The 16,699-nt window shown below is 62.0% G+C and carries 20 protein-coding genes and 1 pseudogene; 10 read left to right on the forward strand and 11 right to left on the reverse strand.

Translation table 11 applies throughout. From position 1 onward, the window contains the following. The first annotated feature begins 43 nt into the window (after positions 1-43). From M0H32_RS05775 to M0H32_RS05790, 4 genes are all read left to right on the forward strand, one after another. Complete coding sequence (locus M0H32_RS05775) at positions 44-1,069, forward strand: ABC transporter permease (RefSeq protein WP_248151987.1); 1,026 nt, start codon at positions 44-46, stop codon at positions 1,067-1,069. Then, positions 1,066-2,247 (forward strand): ABC transporter permease, encoded by a 1,182-nt coding sequence (locus tag M0H32_RS05780; RefSeq protein WP_248151991.1) that lies wholly within the window; start codon positions 1,066-1,068, stop codon positions 2,245-2,247. The genes M0H32_RS05775 and M0H32_RS05780 overlap by 4 nt, the downstream gene beginning before the upstream one ends. Positions 2,248-2,312: 65 nt before the next feature. Next, complete coding sequence (locus M0H32_RS05785) at positions 2,313-2,903, forward strand: class I SAM-dependent methyltransferase (RefSeq protein WP_248151994.1); 591 nt, start codon at positions 2,313-2,315, stop codon at positions 2,901-2,903. Positions 2,904-3,157: 254 nt separating this feature from the next. After that, on the forward strand, positions 3,158-3,688 hold the full coding sequence (locus tag M0H32_RS05790) for a hypothetical protein (protein WP_248151996.1): 531 nt from the start codon (positions 3,158-3,160) through the stop codon (positions 3,686-3,688). A gap of 21 nt (positions 3,689-3,709) precedes the next feature. On the opposite strand, the gene M0H32_RS05795 is transcribed toward M0H32_RS05790, so the two are convergent. Then, positions 3,710-3,997, reverse strand: coding sequence for a DUF1330 domain-containing protein (locus tag M0H32_RS05795; protein WP_248152000.1), 288 nt, complete (start codon positions 3,995-3,997; stop codon positions 3,710-3,712). A 98-nt stretch (positions 3,998-4,095) separates the two neighbouring features. On the opposite strand from M0H32_RS05795, the gene M0H32_RS05800 reads away from it, so the two are divergent. Further along, positions 4,096-4,986: a LysR family transcriptional regulator gene (locus M0H32_RS05800; RefSeq protein ID WP_248152002.1), complete on the forward strand. Its 891-nt coding sequence runs from the start codon at positions 4,096-4,098 to the stop codon at positions 4,984-4,986. Between the two features lie 6 nt (positions 4,987-4,992). Here M0H32_RS05800 and M0H32_RS05805 read toward each other — a convergent pair whose 3' ends face one another. The 4 genes from M0H32_RS05805 to nthA are packed head-to-tail and all read right to left on the reverse strand — an operon-like array spanning position 4,993 to position 7,087. Next, positions 4,993-5,445, reverse strand: coding sequence for a methyltransferase family protein (locus M0H32_RS05805; RefSeq protein WP_248152003.1), 453 nt, complete (start codon positions 5,443-5,445; stop codon positions 4,993-4,995). Between the two features lie 7 nt (positions 5,446-5,452). Then, positions 5,453-5,809 (reverse strand): nitrile hydratase accessory protein, encoded by a 357-nt coding sequence (locus tag M0H32_RS05810; protein ID WP_248152005.1) that lies wholly within the window; start codon positions 5,807-5,809, stop codon positions 5,453-5,455. Then, positions 5,796-6,455: a nitrile hydratase subunit beta gene (gene nthB, locus M0H32_RS05815; RefSeq protein WP_248152007.1), complete on the reverse strand. Its 660-nt coding sequence runs from the start codon at positions 6,453-6,455 to the stop codon at positions 5,796-5,798. The genes M0H32_RS05810 and nthB overlap by 14 nt, the downstream gene beginning before the upstream one ends. Continuing rightward, positions 6,452-7,087 (reverse strand): nitrile hydratase subunit alpha, encoded by a 636-nt coding sequence (gene nthA / locus M0H32_RS05820; protein WP_248152008.1) that lies wholly within the window; start codon positions 7,085-7,087, stop codon positions 6,452-6,454. Before nthA ends, nthB begins: the two co-directional genes overlap by 4 nt. A gap of 203 nt (positions 7,088-7,290) precedes the next feature. On the opposite strand from nthA, the gene M0H32_RS05825 reads away from it, so the two are divergent. The 4 genes from M0H32_RS05825 to M0H32_RS05840 all read left to right on the forward strand — a co-directional run bounded on the left by M0H32_RS05825 (position 7,291) and on the right by M0H32_RS05840 (position 10,508). Next, positions 7,291-7,833 (forward strand): VOC family protein, encoded by a 543-nt coding sequence (locus tag M0H32_RS05825; RefSeq protein ID WP_248152010.1) that lies wholly within the window; start codon positions 7,291-7,293, stop codon positions 7,831-7,833. A gap of 74 nt (positions 7,834-7,907) precedes the next feature. Continuing rightward, positions 7,908-9,518, forward strand: a complete 1,611-nt coding sequence (locus tag M0H32_RS05830) for an FAD-dependent oxidoreductase (protein WP_248152012.1) — start codon at positions 7,908-7,910, stop codon at positions 9,516-9,518. Between the two features lie 4 nt (positions 9,519-9,522). Beyond that, the gene (locus M0H32_RS05835) at positions 9,523-9,732 is read left to right on the forward strand and encodes a DUF2783 domain-containing protein (RefSeq protein ID WP_248152015.1); all 210 of its coding nucleotides are present in this window, start codon (positions 9,523-9,525) and stop codon (positions 9,730-9,732) included. Between the two features lie 275 nt (positions 9,733-10,007). Then, entirely contained in the window at positions 10,008-10,508 is a 501-nt protein-coding gene (locus M0H32_RS05840) for a peptide-methionine (S)-S-oxide reductase (RefSeq protein WP_248152017.1), read from the forward strand. A gap of 42 nt (positions 10,509-10,550) precedes the next feature. Here M0H32_RS05840 and M0H32_RS05845 read toward each other — a convergent pair whose 3' ends face one another. Beyond that, on the reverse strand, positions 10,551-10,988 hold the full coding sequence (locus tag M0H32_RS05845) for a cupin domain-containing protein (RefSeq protein WP_248152019.1): 438 nt from the start codon (positions 10,986-10,988) through the stop codon (positions 10,551-10,553). A 122-nt stretch (positions 10,989-11,110) separates the two neighbouring features. Here M0H32_RS05845 and M0H32_RS05850 point away from each other — a divergent pair, with 122 nt between their 5' ends. Next, positions 11,111-12,031 (forward strand): LysR substrate-binding domain-containing protein, encoded by a 921-nt coding sequence (locus M0H32_RS05850; RefSeq protein WP_248152022.1) that lies wholly within the window; start codon positions 11,111-11,113, stop codon positions 12,029-12,031. Between the two features lie 28 nt (positions 12,032-12,059). Here the strand turns inward: M0H32_RS05850 and M0H32_RS05855 are convergent. From M0H32_RS05855 to M0H32_RS05875, 5 genes and pseudogenes are all read right to left on the reverse strand, one after another. Next, positions 12,060-12,362 (reverse strand): annotated as a pseudogene (locus M0H32_RS05855) (DUF3088 domain-containing protein); the annotation flags it as partial. Next, positions 12,359-13,153 (reverse strand): polysaccharide deacetylase family protein, encoded by a 795-nt coding sequence (locus tag M0H32_RS05860; protein WP_248152023.1) that lies wholly within the window; start codon positions 13,151-13,153, stop codon positions 12,359-12,361. The pseudogene M0H32_RS05855 and the gene M0H32_RS05860, both read right to left, overlap by 4 nt. Then, positions 13,150-14,304, reverse strand: a complete 1,155-nt coding sequence (locus tag M0H32_RS05865) for a glycosyltransferase family protein (protein ID WP_248152025.1) — start codon at positions 14,302-14,304, stop codon at positions 13,150-13,152. Before M0H32_RS05865 ends, M0H32_RS05860 begins: the two co-directional genes overlap by 4 nt. After that, complete coding sequence (locus tag M0H32_RS05870) at positions 14,301-15,428, reverse strand: glycosyltransferase family 4 protein (RefSeq protein WP_248152027.1); 1,128 nt, start codon at positions 15,426-15,428, stop codon at positions 14,301-14,303. Before M0H32_RS05870 ends, M0H32_RS05865 begins: the two co-directional genes overlap by 4 nt. 23 nt (positions 15,429-15,451) lie before the next feature. After that, a complete protein-coding gene (locus M0H32_RS05875) occupies positions 15,452-16,672 on the reverse strand; it encodes a glycosyltransferase family 4 protein (protein ID WP_248152029.1) in 1,221 nt (406 codons plus the stop codon). Between the last annotated feature and the right edge of the window lie 27 nt (positions 16,673-16,699).

Raw genomic sequence — 16,699 nt, forward strand, 5'->3', positions numbered from 1 at the left:
CACGCAGCGGTCTGCACGGTGTCTGGGGTTGAGGGGAGTTTAGGTGCTCTATTACATTTTCCGCCGCATCTTTATGATGGTTCCCACCTTGCTGGTGATCAGTTTCCTGACGTTTTTGATCATCGAACTTCCGGCTGGTGATTATATCTCCAACCAGATTGCCGCCCTGAAATCCTCCGGCGAAAGCTCTTCCGTCGCCAAGCTCGAATTCCTGCGTCAGGAGTTTTCCCTAGATCGGCCCTTTTTCGAACGTTACCTGATCTGGGTCGGACTCTGGCAGGGTCCGCATGGGTTCGACGGCCTGATCCAGGGCAACTGGGGCTGGTCCTTCGAATATGACAAACCGGTCGAACAGGTCATCGGACCGACCCTGCCGCTGACCGTGGTGCTCAATTTCGCCACGATCCTGTTCGTCTATGTGGTGTCCTTTCCGATCGGCATCTATTCCGCCACACGGCAATATTCCTGGGGTGACTACGGCATCACCTTTATCGGCTATATCGGCCTGGCCACGCCGAACTTCCTGCTGGCGCTGATCCTGCTCTATTTCTTCAATCGCTGGTTCGGCCTGTCGGTCGGCGGCCTGATGGACCCGCAATATATCGACCAGCCCTGGAGCTTCGATAAGGCGATGTCCGTGCTGGCCCATCTGATCGTGCCGACCATCGTCATCGGCACTTCCGGCACCGCGGCCATGATCCGGCGCCTGCGTGCCAACCTGCTCGATGAGCTGCACCGGCAATATGTCACCACCGGGCGCGCCAAGGGGCTGAAGGAGAGCCAGCTCTTGGTCAAATACCCGCTCCGCATGGCGATCAACCCGTTCATTGCCGATATCGGCAACCTGATCCCGTCAATGGTCTCCGGCTCGGTGATCGTCTCCGTGGTGATGAGCCTGCCGACCGTCGGGCCGGTTCTGGTCTCGGCGCTGCAGTCGCAGGATCAGTTCCTGTCCGGCTTCATCCTGCTGTTCGTTGCTGTGCTTACCCTGATCGGCATGCTGATCTCCGACCTGCTTCTGGCAGTGCTCGATCCGCGAATCCGGCTGGGCGGGAGGGCGTCCACATGAGCATCGAGATGAAAGACAAGACGCCGCAGCGCGTGGTCGAGCATTATGTCGATCCGACGCCGTTCAACCCGGCCACCACCGAGGAGATGACGGCGGAGCAGGAGCGTTTCTATCAGGCGTCCCAGTGGCAGATCATGTGGTGGAAGTTCAAGCGCCACAAGATTGCGGTCTGGTCCGGCGTGATCCTGATCCTGTTCTATCTGTGTGTGCCCTTCGCGGAACTGATTGCGCCCTATGACGCAAACACCCGCGACAGCCTGCATCTTTATGCGCCGCCACAACCGATCCATCTGTTCCACGAGGGCAGCTTCGTCGGGCCGTTCGTCTATGGCATGACCTCGGAAATCGACATGGAGACCCTGCAATGGGTGTTCAAGGACGATCCGACCCAGGTCCAGAAGCTGCGATTCTTCTGCAGCGGCGACGATTACGAATTCTGGGGCCTGTTCGACGCCTCCTTCCATCTGGTCTGCCCCGCCGAAGGCGGCACGATGTTCCTGCTCGGCACGGACCGCCTCGGACGCGACCAGTTCTCCGGGCTTGTCTATGGCGCGCGGCTGTCGCTCACCGTCGGTCTGATCGGCGTTTTCATCTCGATCGTCCTCGGGCTCTTTTTCGGCGGCATTGCCGGCTATTTTGGCGGGCTTGCCGACAGCGTGATCCAGCGCTCCATCGAGATCATCCGATCGCTGCCGGAGCTGCCGCTTTGGATGGCGCTTTCCGCGGCGCTGCCGGTGACCTGGAGCCCGGTGTGGATCTATTTCGGCCTGACCATCATTCTGGGTCTGCTCGACTGGCCGGGGCTGGCACGGGCCGTGCGCTCCAAGCTCCTGTCCCTGCGCGAAGAGGAATATGCCAAGGCGGCCGTGCTGATGGGGGCAAAACCGAAGCGGGTCATCACCCGGCATCTGCTGCCCGGCTTTACCAGCCACATCATCGCCTCTGCGACCCTGTCGATCCCGTCGATGATCCTTGGCGAAACCGCGCTCTCCTTCCTCAATCTGGGCCTGCGCCGACCGTCGATTTCCTGGGGGGTTCTGTTGAACGAAGCGCAGAATATCTCGGTGGTGACGGTCTATCCCTGGCTGATGGCGCCGGTGCTCCCGATCATCATCGTGGTGCTGGCGTTCAATTTCCTCGGCGACGGTTTGCGCGACGCGGCCGATCCCTATAAGTGATGCATCTGAAACCGTGAAATTGTCGGCGGGCCGTCTGGCCCGCCAATGCTGTCAGGAAGATATCCATGTCGAAAAACGCCACCACCGCCGCCGGCTGGGACGAGGAATACGAAGCCGGCCGCTGGGCCTTCCTGCGCTCGCTGCCCGAAAGCGGCCGCTATGGCATCATCGGCATGTGGCTCTCCCTGACCGGCACGATGGATGAGGTTCTCGACATCGGCTGCGGCGAAGGCCTGCTCTACGAGCGCCTGCAGCCTATGGGCATCAAGCGCTATGTCGGAATGGACCTGTCCCCGGCCTCGCTGGAAATCGCCAATGTCGACCCGGCCATCGCATCCTTGCGCGCCGGTGACATGCACACGTTCGAGCCGCAGGCCGGCGAGACGTTTTCCGCGATCGTTTTCAACGAGGTGCTGCATTTTGCCGAAGACCCGGCGGCTTTGGTCGCGCGCTATGTGCCGTTTCTGAAAAAGGACGGCGTCATCGCGCTGTCCATGTATTCCCCCAAGAAGCCCGAATCGGGCGCCAACAAGCTAATCAACAGGCTCTGGGAAGCGACCGACGACACAGCCAAGTGGGAGGTCCTCGACGACTACCGTCTGGTCTCGGACAAGAAGGGCGTCACCTGGCGCATGCGGCTGGTGAAGCCGGTTTAATCCACTTTGGTTTCCACTCAAACGTCATCCTGAGGAGGACCGCTAGGTCCGTCTCGAAGGATGGACCACCAGCGAATGAGCATGCGGCCGATCCTTCGAGACAGCGCTGACGCGCTTCCTCAGGATGACGGTGTCGGGTGTATAGGTGGCCGTATTCTAAGACCTGCAGCGTCAAGTTCGCAAACGGTCAAAGATCTGCCACAAGTGGCTGGTGAGGTCGGGGCAATTTCAAGTTGTGCCGATTGGAAGCCGTCATGAAATGCCTTTTCTGTCTGTTCCTCGGTCTCATTGTTCCGACCGCTGCTGAGGCGTGCAGCAGCCCGTTTCTGAATAGCAACGAGGACTATTTCCGCGAAGCAGATCGCGTCTTCGTCGGATTTGTGGAAAGCACGGAATACGTCAAGCCTGCGCCTAATGCGCCGGTAGAAAGCCTCCCCGAAACCGGTTCTCAGCACGCTCCCTTCGGCTATATCAAAGTGGGGTATGACCTCGGGACCGTTCTGAAAGGGCCAGAGGAAGCCGTGCCAATTGTGACGTGGAACCTTTATCTGGGCGGGTGTGGCGTTCCGGTTCTTGCGGGTGCGGAGATGCTGTTTCTGGTCAAGGACTTCACCTCCTACATGTCTGAGGAAGAGCTCAAGCAGGTGCCCGAAAACGCCGTCGGAATGCTCCTGCCATATTCCTATATGATCCCGCCGACCGACGCAGCCCATGACGCGCTGATTGCGGCATGGAAGGACATTTCCAATCGTGTCGCGCAAGAGCGTGAAAACGGCCGGCCCTGACGCGCAGCGCCGGCCGGTTGGTCAAGCGGGCAACACCACGATCGTCGACTTGCCACCCTTGTTGCGCAGGGCGTGGATGTCGGCGAGGTCCGGGTCTTCGCGCCAGGCTTTTGCAGCGTCCGCGCTCGGGAAGGCGAGCAGGGCGACGACGTTCGGGGCGTCATTGGCGGCTTCCAGAACCAGCGGCTCCGGATCGGCGGCGACCACGCTGCCGCCATGGCGGGCGAGGGCATCGGCGGCTTTTTCCCGGTAGGCGCCGAGGGCGTCTTTGTTGGTGACGGTGATCATGGCAAGAGCTTGTACGGTCATCTCGGAACTCCCTTTGTTGAGACGCTCTCAAGATAGTGAGGGAATGGGGTGCGAAAAATTCTTCAAATCCGGAATGCTCATGTGCAAAAATGCACAGCATGGACAATTGGGACGATCTGAAATTCGTGCTCGCCGTCGCCAAGGCGGGCAGTGTCACAAAGGCGGCACGTGCGCTCGGCGTGACCCACTCCACCGTATCGCGGCGGCTGACGGCACTGGAAGAACGCGTCGGCACGCGGCTGTTCGACCGCCTGCCGGAAGGTTTCACGGCAACGGTCGCCGGTGAGGAGGCGGTCGAGACCGCGAGGCGCATGGAAGCGGAGGTGCTGTCGCTGGATACGCGCATCACCGCCCGCGATGCCGAGCTGGAAGGCCCGCTGCGGGTGACGGCGGCCCAGCTGGTCTTTCAGGTGCAGTTGGCCGAGATCGTCGCCAGGTTCAAGGAACGGCATCCGCAGATCGATGTCACCATGAACGCCGCCAACGAGATCCTCAGCCTGCACCGGCGCGAGGCGGATATTGCCGTCAGGGTGACCGACAAGCCGGACGAGAGCCTGTTCGGGCGCCTTGCCACCGGTCAGAACCGCTGTTTTTACGTCTCCCGGGAGTTTGCCCGCAGATTTCAGGAGGCCTATCGTGACAGCCTGACCACGGCCAGGGTGCCGTTTGTCGCCTTCAAATGGTGGGGCAACCAGGTGCCAAAGGAACTGCGCGAACGCTATCCGAACGGTGAGGTGGCGACCGTCACCGACGACATGATCACCATGCATGCGGCTGTCCGCGCCGGCATGGGCATCGGCCGGCTGCCTTGTTTTCTCGGCGACCCGGATCCGGAGCTGATGCGTCTGCCGGGCGTCGAGCCGACGCGCTATTTCGACATCTGGATCCTGACCCATCCGGACTTGAAGAATGTCGCCCGCATCCGCACCTTCCTGCGTTTCGCGGCAGATTCTTTCAAGGAAAACGCCGGGCTGTATCTCGGGCAGTGAAATCTGTCAGATCCAGCGGCGGACCTCGGCGAGATAGGTCTTGTATTCCTCGCCGAACAGCTGGCGCAGGCTGTCTTCCTCCGGCTTGATCTGGAATTCTGTCATGTACCAGACAAAGGCCGGGGCAATCACGATCACCGTCAGCGTGCCCCAGAAGAGCGCGAGTGCCAGAAGAATGCACAAGAGCCCCAGATACATCGGGTTGCGGCTGATGCGGTAGATGCCGCCCGTGACCAGCGTGGTGGCGGTTTCCGGGGCCATCGGATTGACCGTGGTCTTGCGGGCGACAAATTCCAGAACCGCCTGCAATCCCGGTACCAGCCCGGTGAGCCCCAGCAAGAGCGCCAGGCTGACCTGACCCGGGAAGGTGAGGGAAAGCATGGGCAGGAGAAAGTGACCTGCGGCCAGCAGGGCGGCCGCGATCAGGAAAACGGCAACAGGTGGGACCCTCAGATGCATGCCGCGTTCACCTCCGCTGAAGTTCGATCGGCTGTCCATGCGGCGTTGCCTTGGCGGCGGCATCCCAGGCGGTTTGAAGGTCTGCGAGCTGGCCGGCGCCGGCCACCCCCTTGACCTTCAAAAGCTTCTCAAATGCGGTCAGCCAGTGGTCGTAGTAACCGAGCGTCTCACCGCTGCCGTCGCCGTCCCTGGCCAGCTCCGCGCCGAGCGTTTCGGCCCATTCCGGCCAGGTGAAGACACCGGCCTGATGCGCCTGAAGGGTCATGGCGAAGACCCTTGCCTCCCAGGGCGCGGAAAAGACCGGGCCGCCGTCTTCGTCGAGCGGAAGCCGCGGAACGGCGGCAATGGCGTCAGGCAATGTCAAGATACGGCTCCCAGAGATCGATGCGCAGGGTCAGTTTCGGATCGCTGTCTTCTCCCCAGATATCCGTGCCCTTGAAGGCAACGCTGTAGAGCCAGGTCGGCTGCTCACCCTTGCCATGGGCATTGCTGTCGGGAAAGACATGCACACCGTGGATGACTTCGATCACGCCCTCGGCATCCCGTGCGTAGCGGGGGAGGCGGGTGTGTGTCTCCGGGTGCATGCGCTTGGTGCGCACGCGGTCGCCGACCCGGAACCGGGCGGGCTGCTCCTGTTCGCGGTCGGCGGGCCCGCCCTTGGCCAGGACCGGTGCAACGGTTTCCGCCGTCAGAACCCGGGCAACCGGTTTTGCCGGACCGAGTGCCTTGCCCTGTTTCAGCTCTTCTGCCGTCACCAGTTCCTTGTCCAGAAGCAGCTTTTCCAGCCCCTTGGTCCAGATCTCATAGTAGCTGGACGAGAGATAGTCGGCAGGCGGCAGCGACTCCCGGGCAAAACGCGAGGTATCGATCGTCCAGGAGCCGGTGGCGCCCATGGCCAGCGTAAGCGCAAAGGCGCGTTCTTCCCAAGCCGCGTGAAAATTCGGTTCGTTGTCTTCAAGTTCGATCGGCCCGAAGCCCATCTGGCCACCGAGATCCTGAGCGCCGTTCATGCTGCGGTCTCCCTTTTGGCCGGATCGAGGGCAAGGCCCGTGCCGATCATGCTGTCACGTGTGACCAGCTCGGCGAGCCGGTCTTCGCTCCAGCCATGCGTGCCGTGAGGCCGTTCCGGGATCACCAGGTAACGCACTTCGGCCGTCGAATCCCACACGCGGATTTCCTTCTCCTCCGGTAGGTGCACGCCGAATTCGTCGAGCACGCCTCTGGGATCGCGCACCGCGCGTGAGCGGTAGGGCGGGGATTTGTACCAGACCGGCGGCAGGCCGAGCACGGTCCACGGATAACAGGAGCACAGGGTGCAGACGACCATGTTGTGGGTGGTCTCGTCGTTTTCGACCGCCACCATATGTTCGCCCTGGCGGCCGGTGAACCCGAACTCGGCAATGGCCGCTGTCGCGTCTTTCATCAGGCGGTCCCGGTAATCCGGGTCGGCCCACGCCCTGGCGACAACCCGGGCACCGTTTTTCGGACCGATTTTGGTCTCGTAGGTCTCGATCAGTTCATCCAGCGCGGGCGGATCGATATAGCCCTTTTCGGTCAAAAGGGTCTCCAGCGCGCGCACACGCAATTCGATGTCGCTGAGCTCAGAGTGATCATGATCGTGAGAATGGTCGTGACCGGACATGGAGGGCTCCTGACAAGTTGGGAGCACATTTGAGAGCCACGGTGATGCGCTGTCAAATCAAAGACGCGGTGGCCAGTCAAATCGGCACAAGGGCTGTCAGATCAAATTAGTTACGCTTGTAACTAATTTGATCTAGATCAAGGCGTGGATCTGGCGGTTCTATATAGTTACATATGAAACTAATTCTAGGAGGAGCGGTCCCCATGAAAATCGAACAGATGCATCACGTCGCCTACCGGTGCAAGGACGCCAAGGAAACGGTCGAATGGTACGGCAAGATGCTGAACATGGATTTCGTCCTGGCGATCGCCGAGGACCATGTTCCCTCGACCCATGAGCCGGATCCCTACATGCACATCTTCCTGGATGCCGGCAACGGCAATGTGCTCGCGTTTTTCGAGCTGCCGACCAAGCCGGAGATGGGCTTCGATCCGAACACACCGCGCTGGGTGCAGCACATCGCCTTCAAGGTGAAGGACAGGGACGAGCTGATCGCATTCAAGGAACACCTCGAGAAAAACGGCGTCGAAGTGCTGGGTGTCACCGACCACTCGATCTTCCACTCCATCTATTTCTTCGACCCGAACGGCCACCGTGTCGAGCTGGCCTGCCCGGATCCGGAGGAAGACCGTCTTCTCGCCCGTCTCGACGAGGTCAAGTGGGAGATGCTTGAGGAGTGGTCCAAGACAAAGAGAGCGCCGAAACACGCCGAATGGCTGCACGCCAAAGAGCTGGCCGATGTGTGAACAGGACAAATGCGCGCGCTGCGGCAAATGCCGCGCGCTCGACACCGCACTGGCGGATCTGGGAGGAGAGCCCGATGTTTCAAACCTATCAATATCCGGAATTCACCTATCGGCAGTCGGAGGAGCAGCGCACGGCAACGGTCAAGCGCCATCCGGTGGTGGTGATCGGGGCCGGGCCGATTGGCTTGACGGCCGCGCTTGATTTCGCGCAGCGCGGCATTCCGACCGTCGTCCTCGATGACAACAACACCGTGTCCGTCGGCTCGCGCGCCGTCTGTTACGCCAAGCGCCCGCTGGAGATCTGGGACCGGCTTGGTTGCGCGACACGCATGATCGACAAGGGCGTCGAATGGCAGATCGGCAAGGTCTTCTTCCGCGACGATCTCGCCTATACCTTCGACCTTCTGCCCGAAGACGGTCACAAGATCCCGGCCTTCATCAATCTCCAGCAATATTATCTGGAGGAATACATGGTCGACGAGGCCGAGAAATCGAACCTCATCGACCTACGCTGGAAACACAAGCTGATCAACCTCACCCAGGAGGACGACCACGCCATCCTGACGGTGCAAACGCCGGACGGTGTCTTCCGCATGGAAGCTCAGTGGGTGGTTGCCTGCGACGGCGCCAATTCCGACACCCGCAAGATGGTCGGTGCCGGTTTTTCCGGCCAGTTCTTCCAGGACCGCTTCCTGATCGCCGACATCATCATGAAGGCGGATTTTCCGACCGAACGCTGGTTCTGGTTCGACCCGCCGTTCCATCGTGGCCAGTCCGCGCTTTTGCACAAGCAGTGCGACGATGTCTGGCGGCTCGACTTCCAGCTCGGCTGGGACGCCGATCCGGAAGAGGAGAAAAAGCCGGAAAACATCATTCCGCGCGTCAAGGCGATGCTGGGCGAGGACCGGGAGTTCGAGCTGGAATGGGCCTCGGTCTACCAGTTCGCCTGCCGGCGGATCGACAAGTTCCGCTATGGCCGGGTGCTGTTTGCCGGCGATGCCGCGCATCAGGTCTCGCCCTTCGGTGCGCGTGGCGCCAACACCGGCGTTCAGGACATCGACAATCTCGGCTGGAAACTGAAACTCGTGCTGGACGGCAACGCCCCGGAAAGCCTCATCGACAGCTACCACGCCGAACGCGCCTTCGCCGCCGATGACAATCTCCTGAACTCGACCCGCTCGACCGACTTCATCACGCCGAAAAACAGCGCCTCGCGCCGTTTCCGGGACGCGGTTCTGGACCTTTCGGAAGTGACGGACTTCGCCAAGCCGCTGGTCAATTCCGGCCGCCTGTCGGCACCGACGCCCTATCAGGACAGTCCGCTCAACACCGAAGATGAATCGACCTTCTCCGGCAAGATGCATCCGGGCACCTGCTGCACCGATGCGCCGATCAGGGTGAAGGGCGAGGACGCCTGGTTCCTCAACCAGGTTGGTGACGGATTCACCCTGCTGGTCTTCGGCGACACCGCCTCCAGCGATGTTTCCGTTGGCGACATCAAGGCGCGTGTCCTGAAGGTCGGCAAGGACATCATCGACGCCGACGGGAAACTGGCGGAGCGCTATGACGGCCAGCCGGGCACGGTCTACCTGATCCGCCCGGACCAGCACGTCGCTGCTCGCTGGCGCTATTTCAACGACAACAAGGTGGAATGTGCCTTGAAAACCGCGATGGGAGGCGCGTGAACCGATGACCCTGGAACTGACCCGGAACATTCCGGACCCCGACGGCTTCTACGAGCACCTGGTCTCCAGCCAGCGCCACATGAGCGACGAGGAAGCCAATTGCATGAACGCCCGCCTGGTCCTGATCCTCGCCAACCAGATCGGCGACCTGACGACGCTGAAAGCCGCGATCGACTTCGCGGCCGATCCGAAGGCGAGGCAGAAGGCGGCTTAGAGGGGGAGCGCTCCATCAATTCTCTCTCCATCGTCCTCCCGGACGGAGCGCAGCGCAGATCCGGGACCGGGGAGCCACAAGCGTCCGCCGTGAAGAGGAGTCTCTATCGGCTGGTACCTGGGCTCCCCGGTCCCGGCTCGCGCTTCGCTTGGCCGGGAAGACGAAGGAGAGGGGAGTGTCTCCATCTCCCTTGTGCGAATCTCCGCCAAGCCGTTTTGCAATTGCCCTTTGCGCAGGCACACTGAGCGCCTCTCGTCAGATGAGTGGAGGCCGGGGTGAAGATCGGACTGGGCGGCGGGTGCCATTGGTGCACCGAGGCCGTCTTTCAGGCAATTCAGGGCATCTCGCAGGTGGATCAGGGCTTTGTCCGCTCCGATCCGCCCGAGGACGCGTGGTCGGAAGCCGTTGTGGTGACCTTCGATCCGGTTGATCTGCCGCTGGAAGTACTGATCGAGATTCACCTGCGCACCCATTCCAGCACCTCCCGCCACAAGATGCGCGGCAAGTACCGCAGCGCGGTCTATGTCTATGACGCCGGGACGGGTGTGAAGGTTGGCCGCATCCTGCGCGCCCTGCAGCACCAATTCGACGAGCCGCTGGTGACCAGCGTCATGACGCTGGCCGACTTCAAGCCCTCGGATGAGCAGTTCCGGAACTACTACGCCAAGGGACCGGAGCGGCCTTTCTGCAAGACCTATATCGACCCAAAACTGGCGCTGCTGCGGCAGCAGTTTGCCAGGAGGCTGCGACCGGACCGGGTCGAGGCCGCGGAATAGCCCCATCCCGCGGAGGCAACTGTTGCTGCCGTGTACTTTCGGCTAGCTGAAATCATAGGCAACGGCATCGAACGTGTCCGACGGAAACCCGTAGGCAAAGACGAGGCCGTCATCGCCCGCGACGACACCATGGCGGGCGTTCGGTGGAATAAAGACGGCAGTGCCTGCGTTGATCGCGATCTCAACTCCCTCGATCGTGACAGTGCCCGATCCGCTCAAGCCGAAATAGAATTCGGCCGGCGGATGTCGATGCGGGTTGAGGCTGCCCAACGGACCGAAGGTGGCCACGCCGAAAACAAGTCCGCTGGACGGCGTTTTGTTGGCGCAGATCAGGGTGCGCCACTGCACGGTTCCGAAGACCGGGTCGGTGCCGCCCTCCAATGCCTGCTGGTCCATCTGCATGGCAAATCCGCCCGCCGGGATTTGGGGAGCGGGTACGAAGTTGCAAATGATATCCTGCTCGATCTCAACGTGTCTCATAAGGCCTCCAAAACTGAAGAACCGCCGAACTCCGGGGTGTGGCGGGCGCTGACAATGTCTGAAAAACATGCTTATCTGGCAAGGCTCGAAAATCTCATGACACTATACGCTGAAGGTATAGTATGGATCGACTTCCACCCTTTTCCAGCTTGCTTGCCTTTGACGCCGTGGCGCGGCTCGGCACGCTGACGCGCGCCGCGGCGGAACTCAATGTCTCGCAGCCGGCCGTCAGCCGCAGGCTGATTCAACTGGAAGCGGATCTGGGCTGCAGCGTAGTCGACAGGACCACGCGGCCTTTGGCTCTAACGCCGGAAGGTCAGGAATTATTTGATGTATTGCGCTCCGGCCTGGCGCGTCTCGAGGCAGTGGTCTCCCGTTTGCGGCAGACCTCGAGCCAGGACACGGTCAGCATCAGCTGCGGGTCCGGCTTTGCCGCTTACTGGCTGATCCCGCGCTTGCCGGATCTGGAACTCGCCGTGCCCGAGGCCTCCATCCAGATTATCAGCCAAACGCATACTGATGATACCATTTCCGCCGATGTTCAGATCCGTTTCGGAGACGGTTCCTGGCCGGGGCTGGATGTCGCGGCGGTGCTCGGCGAAGAAGTGTTTCCGGTTGCCAGCCCTGCCTATCTCGAACGGTCGGGCAAGGCCTATTCGGTCGAAGATCTCCAGAGCGAACGGCTCCTCGGACTTCGAGGAGATACGGGCGCTTGGTACAATTGGGAAACCTGGTTCGACGCCGTCGGTGTACCCGCACGCGCCAAACTGCGGACACTGGATTTTGACAGCTACGCGCTCATGATCAATGCAGCGCTGGCCGGTCAGGGCATTTGCCTGTGCTGGGCCGGGTTGCTGGACCTGTTTCTTCAAAACGGAGCTCTGCAGCGGTTGACCGACCGGTCGGCAAGTTCCCGGCGCGGGTATTTCGTGACGTTCCGCCAGGACGAGCCGGAAGGCTCCACGGTGCGGCGTGTATCTGAGTGGCTGGCATCGGCTGACCGCTCCAAACCGCTTGCGGGCAACAGCAACCTAAAGACCTGAGACTGGCTTGGTCTGGGACTAGGCCTCTAGGATGCGGATGCGGGAAGCCGTGGCGCTCGGTCAGCGCTGCCAGAATGGCGTCCTTGTCGTCGATAAATCCGCCCTCGGCAAGCACCAGAACCGGCAGGCTCTGATGGGCTTCGCCCAGAAGCTTGACGATTTCCCAGCGCGGTTTCGGCCAGGCGATCCGGCGGACATCGAGTTTGGCGGCAAGCTCCGGGAACGACGCCAGAATTCCTTCCATCAGGGCGCAGTGCCAGCAATAGAAGGTCCTGTACGGATAGGCCGGGTCCTCGAAACCGGGGGCAAGAAGGAACAGAGTGTCTTTCATGCCGCAGCGGGCTCCGAAGTCTGGTCACCGGGCCGGCCGAACAAATCTTTCACCCCCGGCCAATCCGCCCCGTCATGATGCGCCGCGATCTCCAGGAACACCTCCAGGAACTCGAAACAGCCGGCGTCATGCACCAAGTGATGCGTCAGCAGCCCGAGCGGTTCGTCACCGGTGTTGCGCCGGCGGGTCAATTGCAGGTCAAAGCGCAGGCGCGCGCTTTCCCAGCCGATGAAGCGGACCTGCTTCTTCCATTTCAGGATGTCGACATGGGACTGGACCTGGATGTCGCGCGGAAAATTGAACCAGGTGAAGGTGGAAAGACCCGGAAGGCCTATGCCGGGCAGGCGGCGGCAGATCTCCGGCGCGATCCGGTTCCAGGGCGGCACCATGACCGGCAGGAACTTCTCGCCGAAAAGGGCCTCCAGCCGCGCTTTGCCGTCGTTGAGCTCGGCCATCAGCGCATCGGGGTCGCGGCGCGTGCCCAGTTCGGCGGCCTTTTCGCCGAGATCCTTGCGCTGGAAATTCTTGTGCTGCCAGCCATGCTGCAGCACGAAAGCATGGGGTTCCGCTGAAAGGCGTTCCGCCAGCGCCTCTGTGGCGTCCTTCGGAATGACCGCAAGCGCCAGATCGACGTCATACCGGTTGGCAAGCTCCTGCATCCGGTCAAGAGCGGGCGTCGGCGCGACGGCATCGTCGTCCCGCCACCAGAAACGCACCTTGCGGCCGCGCTCGGCGAACCAGTCGAGATGCGCGGTCAGCTCTTGTTGAAAGCGCTGCAGGTCAGACGTCATGCATTCCGCTCTTTCAGGTCTTGGATTAGGATACGCGCGCTTTCCTCGGCACCGCCGAGGCGGACGGCGTGGGAACTGCGGGGCAGCGCAAGGGCATCGTCGATGGCCCCGGCCAGACGTTCCGGTGTCAAACCCTCTTCCGGGATCACCACGGCGCGGCCATGTCGCGCAAGGGCCACTGCGCGTTGCGTCTGCTCGGTCTCGTTGACCTGGGCAAAGGGAACAAACACGGCCGGCACCCCGGCAACCAGGATATCGAGCACCGTGTTGTAGCCGGCCTGGCTGACGGAAAGCCGTGCGCGCTTTAAAAGCTCCGGAAAGTCGGGGCGCGCGCGCTCCACAAACACGCCTTCCGCCGCGCTCTGTTTGTAAATGGCAAAGGCATCGCCCGAAATGTCGTGACCGATCAGCACCCGCCAGTGTGTGTCTTCCGCGCGCCGCGACAAGGGCCTGGCATCGAGAGCCGCTGAGAGCAGGCTCTCGGCAACCGCGCCGCCGCCACAGGAAATGATGATCTCGTCCTCGCCGTCAGCACTGCCCGATGATGGACGTGCGGCGGTGCCGACATAGCCGGTGTAGCGCACCAGCGCGTCGACATCGTCGGCAAAGGGGAAGCTGTCGCCGAGCCGGATGAAGTCCGGATCGGAGTGGACCAGGATGCGGTCGTAATACTTCAGTGCCTGGTCTGCCATCCAACGCTCTTTCCAGAGCTCCTTCTTGCGCACCAGGATGTCGCGGATCGAGGTGGCGATCAGCGGTGGTTTTGAACGGGCCTCGGCGGCTTCCAGGAGCGGTGTCAGCTCGAAATCGAGCTGCCGCCGGCCGAAGGGATAGGTCTCCGTCAGGAGCAGATCGTAATCCCGTGCCTCAAGTGCTTGAATCGATGCTTTAACGCGAGCGGATTTCCAAGCATCGTCAATATCTTCATTGTCCAAGGTGACAAGGCGCTTGAACGCAGCGTCCGGGCTTTTGCAGGCCGGCAGTTCGACAATCTCCAGCGGTCCCGTGTCCAGCGTCGGCGGAATTCTGTTGCCGCTGGCAAGCGTCACCGAGACGCCTTCGGCGGCAAGTGCCTTGCCGATCGCGGCGGCGCGCACAACGTGACCGGTGCCGAGCAGATGTTGCACGTGAATGAAGGCGTTCAGGGTCATTTATCCGGGCTTTCTTTGCCGGAGGAATGGTTGCGCAGGGCCTTTTCCACGAGAGCTTCCAGCCTGGCAGCGCCCGCCGGCAGGCTGTGAAAATCAAGAATATGCTGGCGCGCGGCAAAGCCCAGCCGGTCGGCCAATTCAGGCTCCTGCAGCACGCGCAGGAGATTGGCCGCCAGGGCCGAAACATCGCCCTCCGGGGAGAGCAGGCCGGTTTCTCCGGCGCGGACGATATCGGGAATGCCGAAGGTGTCGCCGGCAACGACACCGAGACCGGCTGCCTGGGCCTCCAGCAGAACCAGACCGAAGGCTTCGCGGATGGCCGGCCAGACCAGCAGGTCATGACGGGCGTAATGCTCGGGAAGCGCATCGGGCTCCAGTGCCCCGAGAAAGCTGATCCGTTCCGGCGGGAACAAGCTCAGAATGTGATCGCGCATCGGACCGTCGCCGATGATCGTCAGGTGCCAGGGCTGGTGGCGCAGCTCGGCGAGCGTGGCGGCCAGAACCTCATAGGAACGGGTTTTGTCGCCCTCGCGCATCATGCCGACAGAGAGCAGTTTGAGCGGTGCGGCGGCCAGCGGCTTGGCCGCGGTTGAGGCTTTGAGGAACGGCCCGGCATCCAGAAACGGCAGCAGCACCGACAGATTGCGATGCGGCACCGCGGCCGCCAGGCAGTCCAGATCTGCATTGTGGATCGCGGCGACAGCGTCCGCACGCGCCAAGGCCACATCGGCCGCTGCGAAGCCGAAAGCCCAGTCGCCACGCTGGCGTTTCGGCGCCCGGCTGGCCTCGACAATGGCATAGGACAGGTCGAAACGGTCGGCGAGTGCGGGGCCGATCCAGTCCGGCGCCTTATGGTAGAGGTGATAGGTCAGGAACAGGTCCGGCCGGTAGCCGGTCCGCTCCCAGTCTGCGGCGATCCGCTCCGCTTCGGCGAGGGCCTCGGCCTTCACCTCGGCCTGGAGCGCGTCGCTGCCCTCCTTGCGCCAGGCCCGGAAGCGGCTGGCGATCGTGACCTCATGGCCAAGGCTTTCCAGCGCCCGGACGATCAGCCGGCCCATGGTCCGGTCTCCGGAGGGAACCGGATGGTCCAGCGGTTTCATCGGCGCTGTGAAGGCGATTTTCATGTCTGTCCTCATGCGGCCAGCGTTCAGAGCACTTTACGAAATTTCTCCGCCAGACGGTCAAGCCCGGGATCGGTGGAAAAGGCTGTCCGGACCCGCGTTGCCGCCGCCAGCCCCAGCTTGTGGCGCGTTTGAGGGGCCTGAATAAGGCGGCTCATGGCGTCTGCCAGCTGCCCTGGCGCACCAGGGTCGACCAAAACGCCGGTTTCACCGTCCAGAATAAGCTCTGGGATTGCGGAGACCTTGGTCGACAGGCAGCACAGGCCCATCGCCTGGGCCTCCATCAGCACATTGGGCAGGCCGTCGCGGTCACCGGATTTGGCGAGTTTCGACGGCAGCACAAAGAGATCGGCGTCCCGGCAAGCCGCGATCACCTCTTCGCGCGGCTGGGCGCCGCGCCAGGTGATCCGCTTTGAGAGATCAAGCGCCTCCGCCTGATCCTTCAAGGCGTCCGACAATTCCCCGCCGCCGATATGGGTGAAGTGCCAGTTGAGGCTGGCTGGCAGGGAGCTGAGCGCCGCCAGGAGATCGTCATAACCCTTTTTCTCGACGGCCCTGCCGACAGAGACGAGGCGAACAGGTTCTCCGGAGCCGTCACGCGGCGATGAAAGGTCTGCCGGTTCGGGAAAGCCGGAGAAATCGAGCCCGTGGTAAAGCAGTTCCACCTTTCCCGGATCGTCGGCAAGGCTGTTCAGATGCTGTTCGTTGACCGCGGTGCAGGTCACGCCCCAGGCGGCATCGTTGATCTTGGTCTTCAGGTCCCAGTCGGGGCTTGTCCAGATGTCCTTGGCATGGGCGGAAAACGACCATTGCCGGCCGGACAGATGCGCCGCGTAGCGGGCGGCCGAGCACGGCGTGTGCAGGTAATGGGTGTAGATCCAGGCGATGTCGTCGGGCAACTCATGGGCAAAGACGCAGCCCTGCGCCCAGCGCCGCCGGCGGTCCGCATTTGGCTGGTGGGCGAAATCGGCATCGAACAGGGCCTTTGCCGCCGCATAGGTCGGTTGTTTTTCCGCCCAGCGCTTCGCCCGCGCGACCCGTGCCGGATCGTCTTTGACATATTCCGGCAGATACATCACCTCGGCGGAGATCTGCCGGTGCAGCTCGTGGATGAACGGGTCGTAGGGTTTGCGCAGCGCCACGATCAGAATGCCGATGCCGCGCCGTTCCAGTCCGAGAATTTCCTGGGCGATAAAGGTTTCGGACAGGCGCGGATAGCCTTTGACCACAACGGCGATACGGGACATCTTCGTGTCTTTCGGAGGCTAGAAAGG

It is taken from the genome of Roseibium sediminicola, from assembly GCF_023156505.1.
Taxonomy (GTDB): Bacteria; Pseudomonadota; Alphaproteobacteria; order Rhizobiales; family Stappiaceae; genus Roseibium; species Roseibium sediminicola.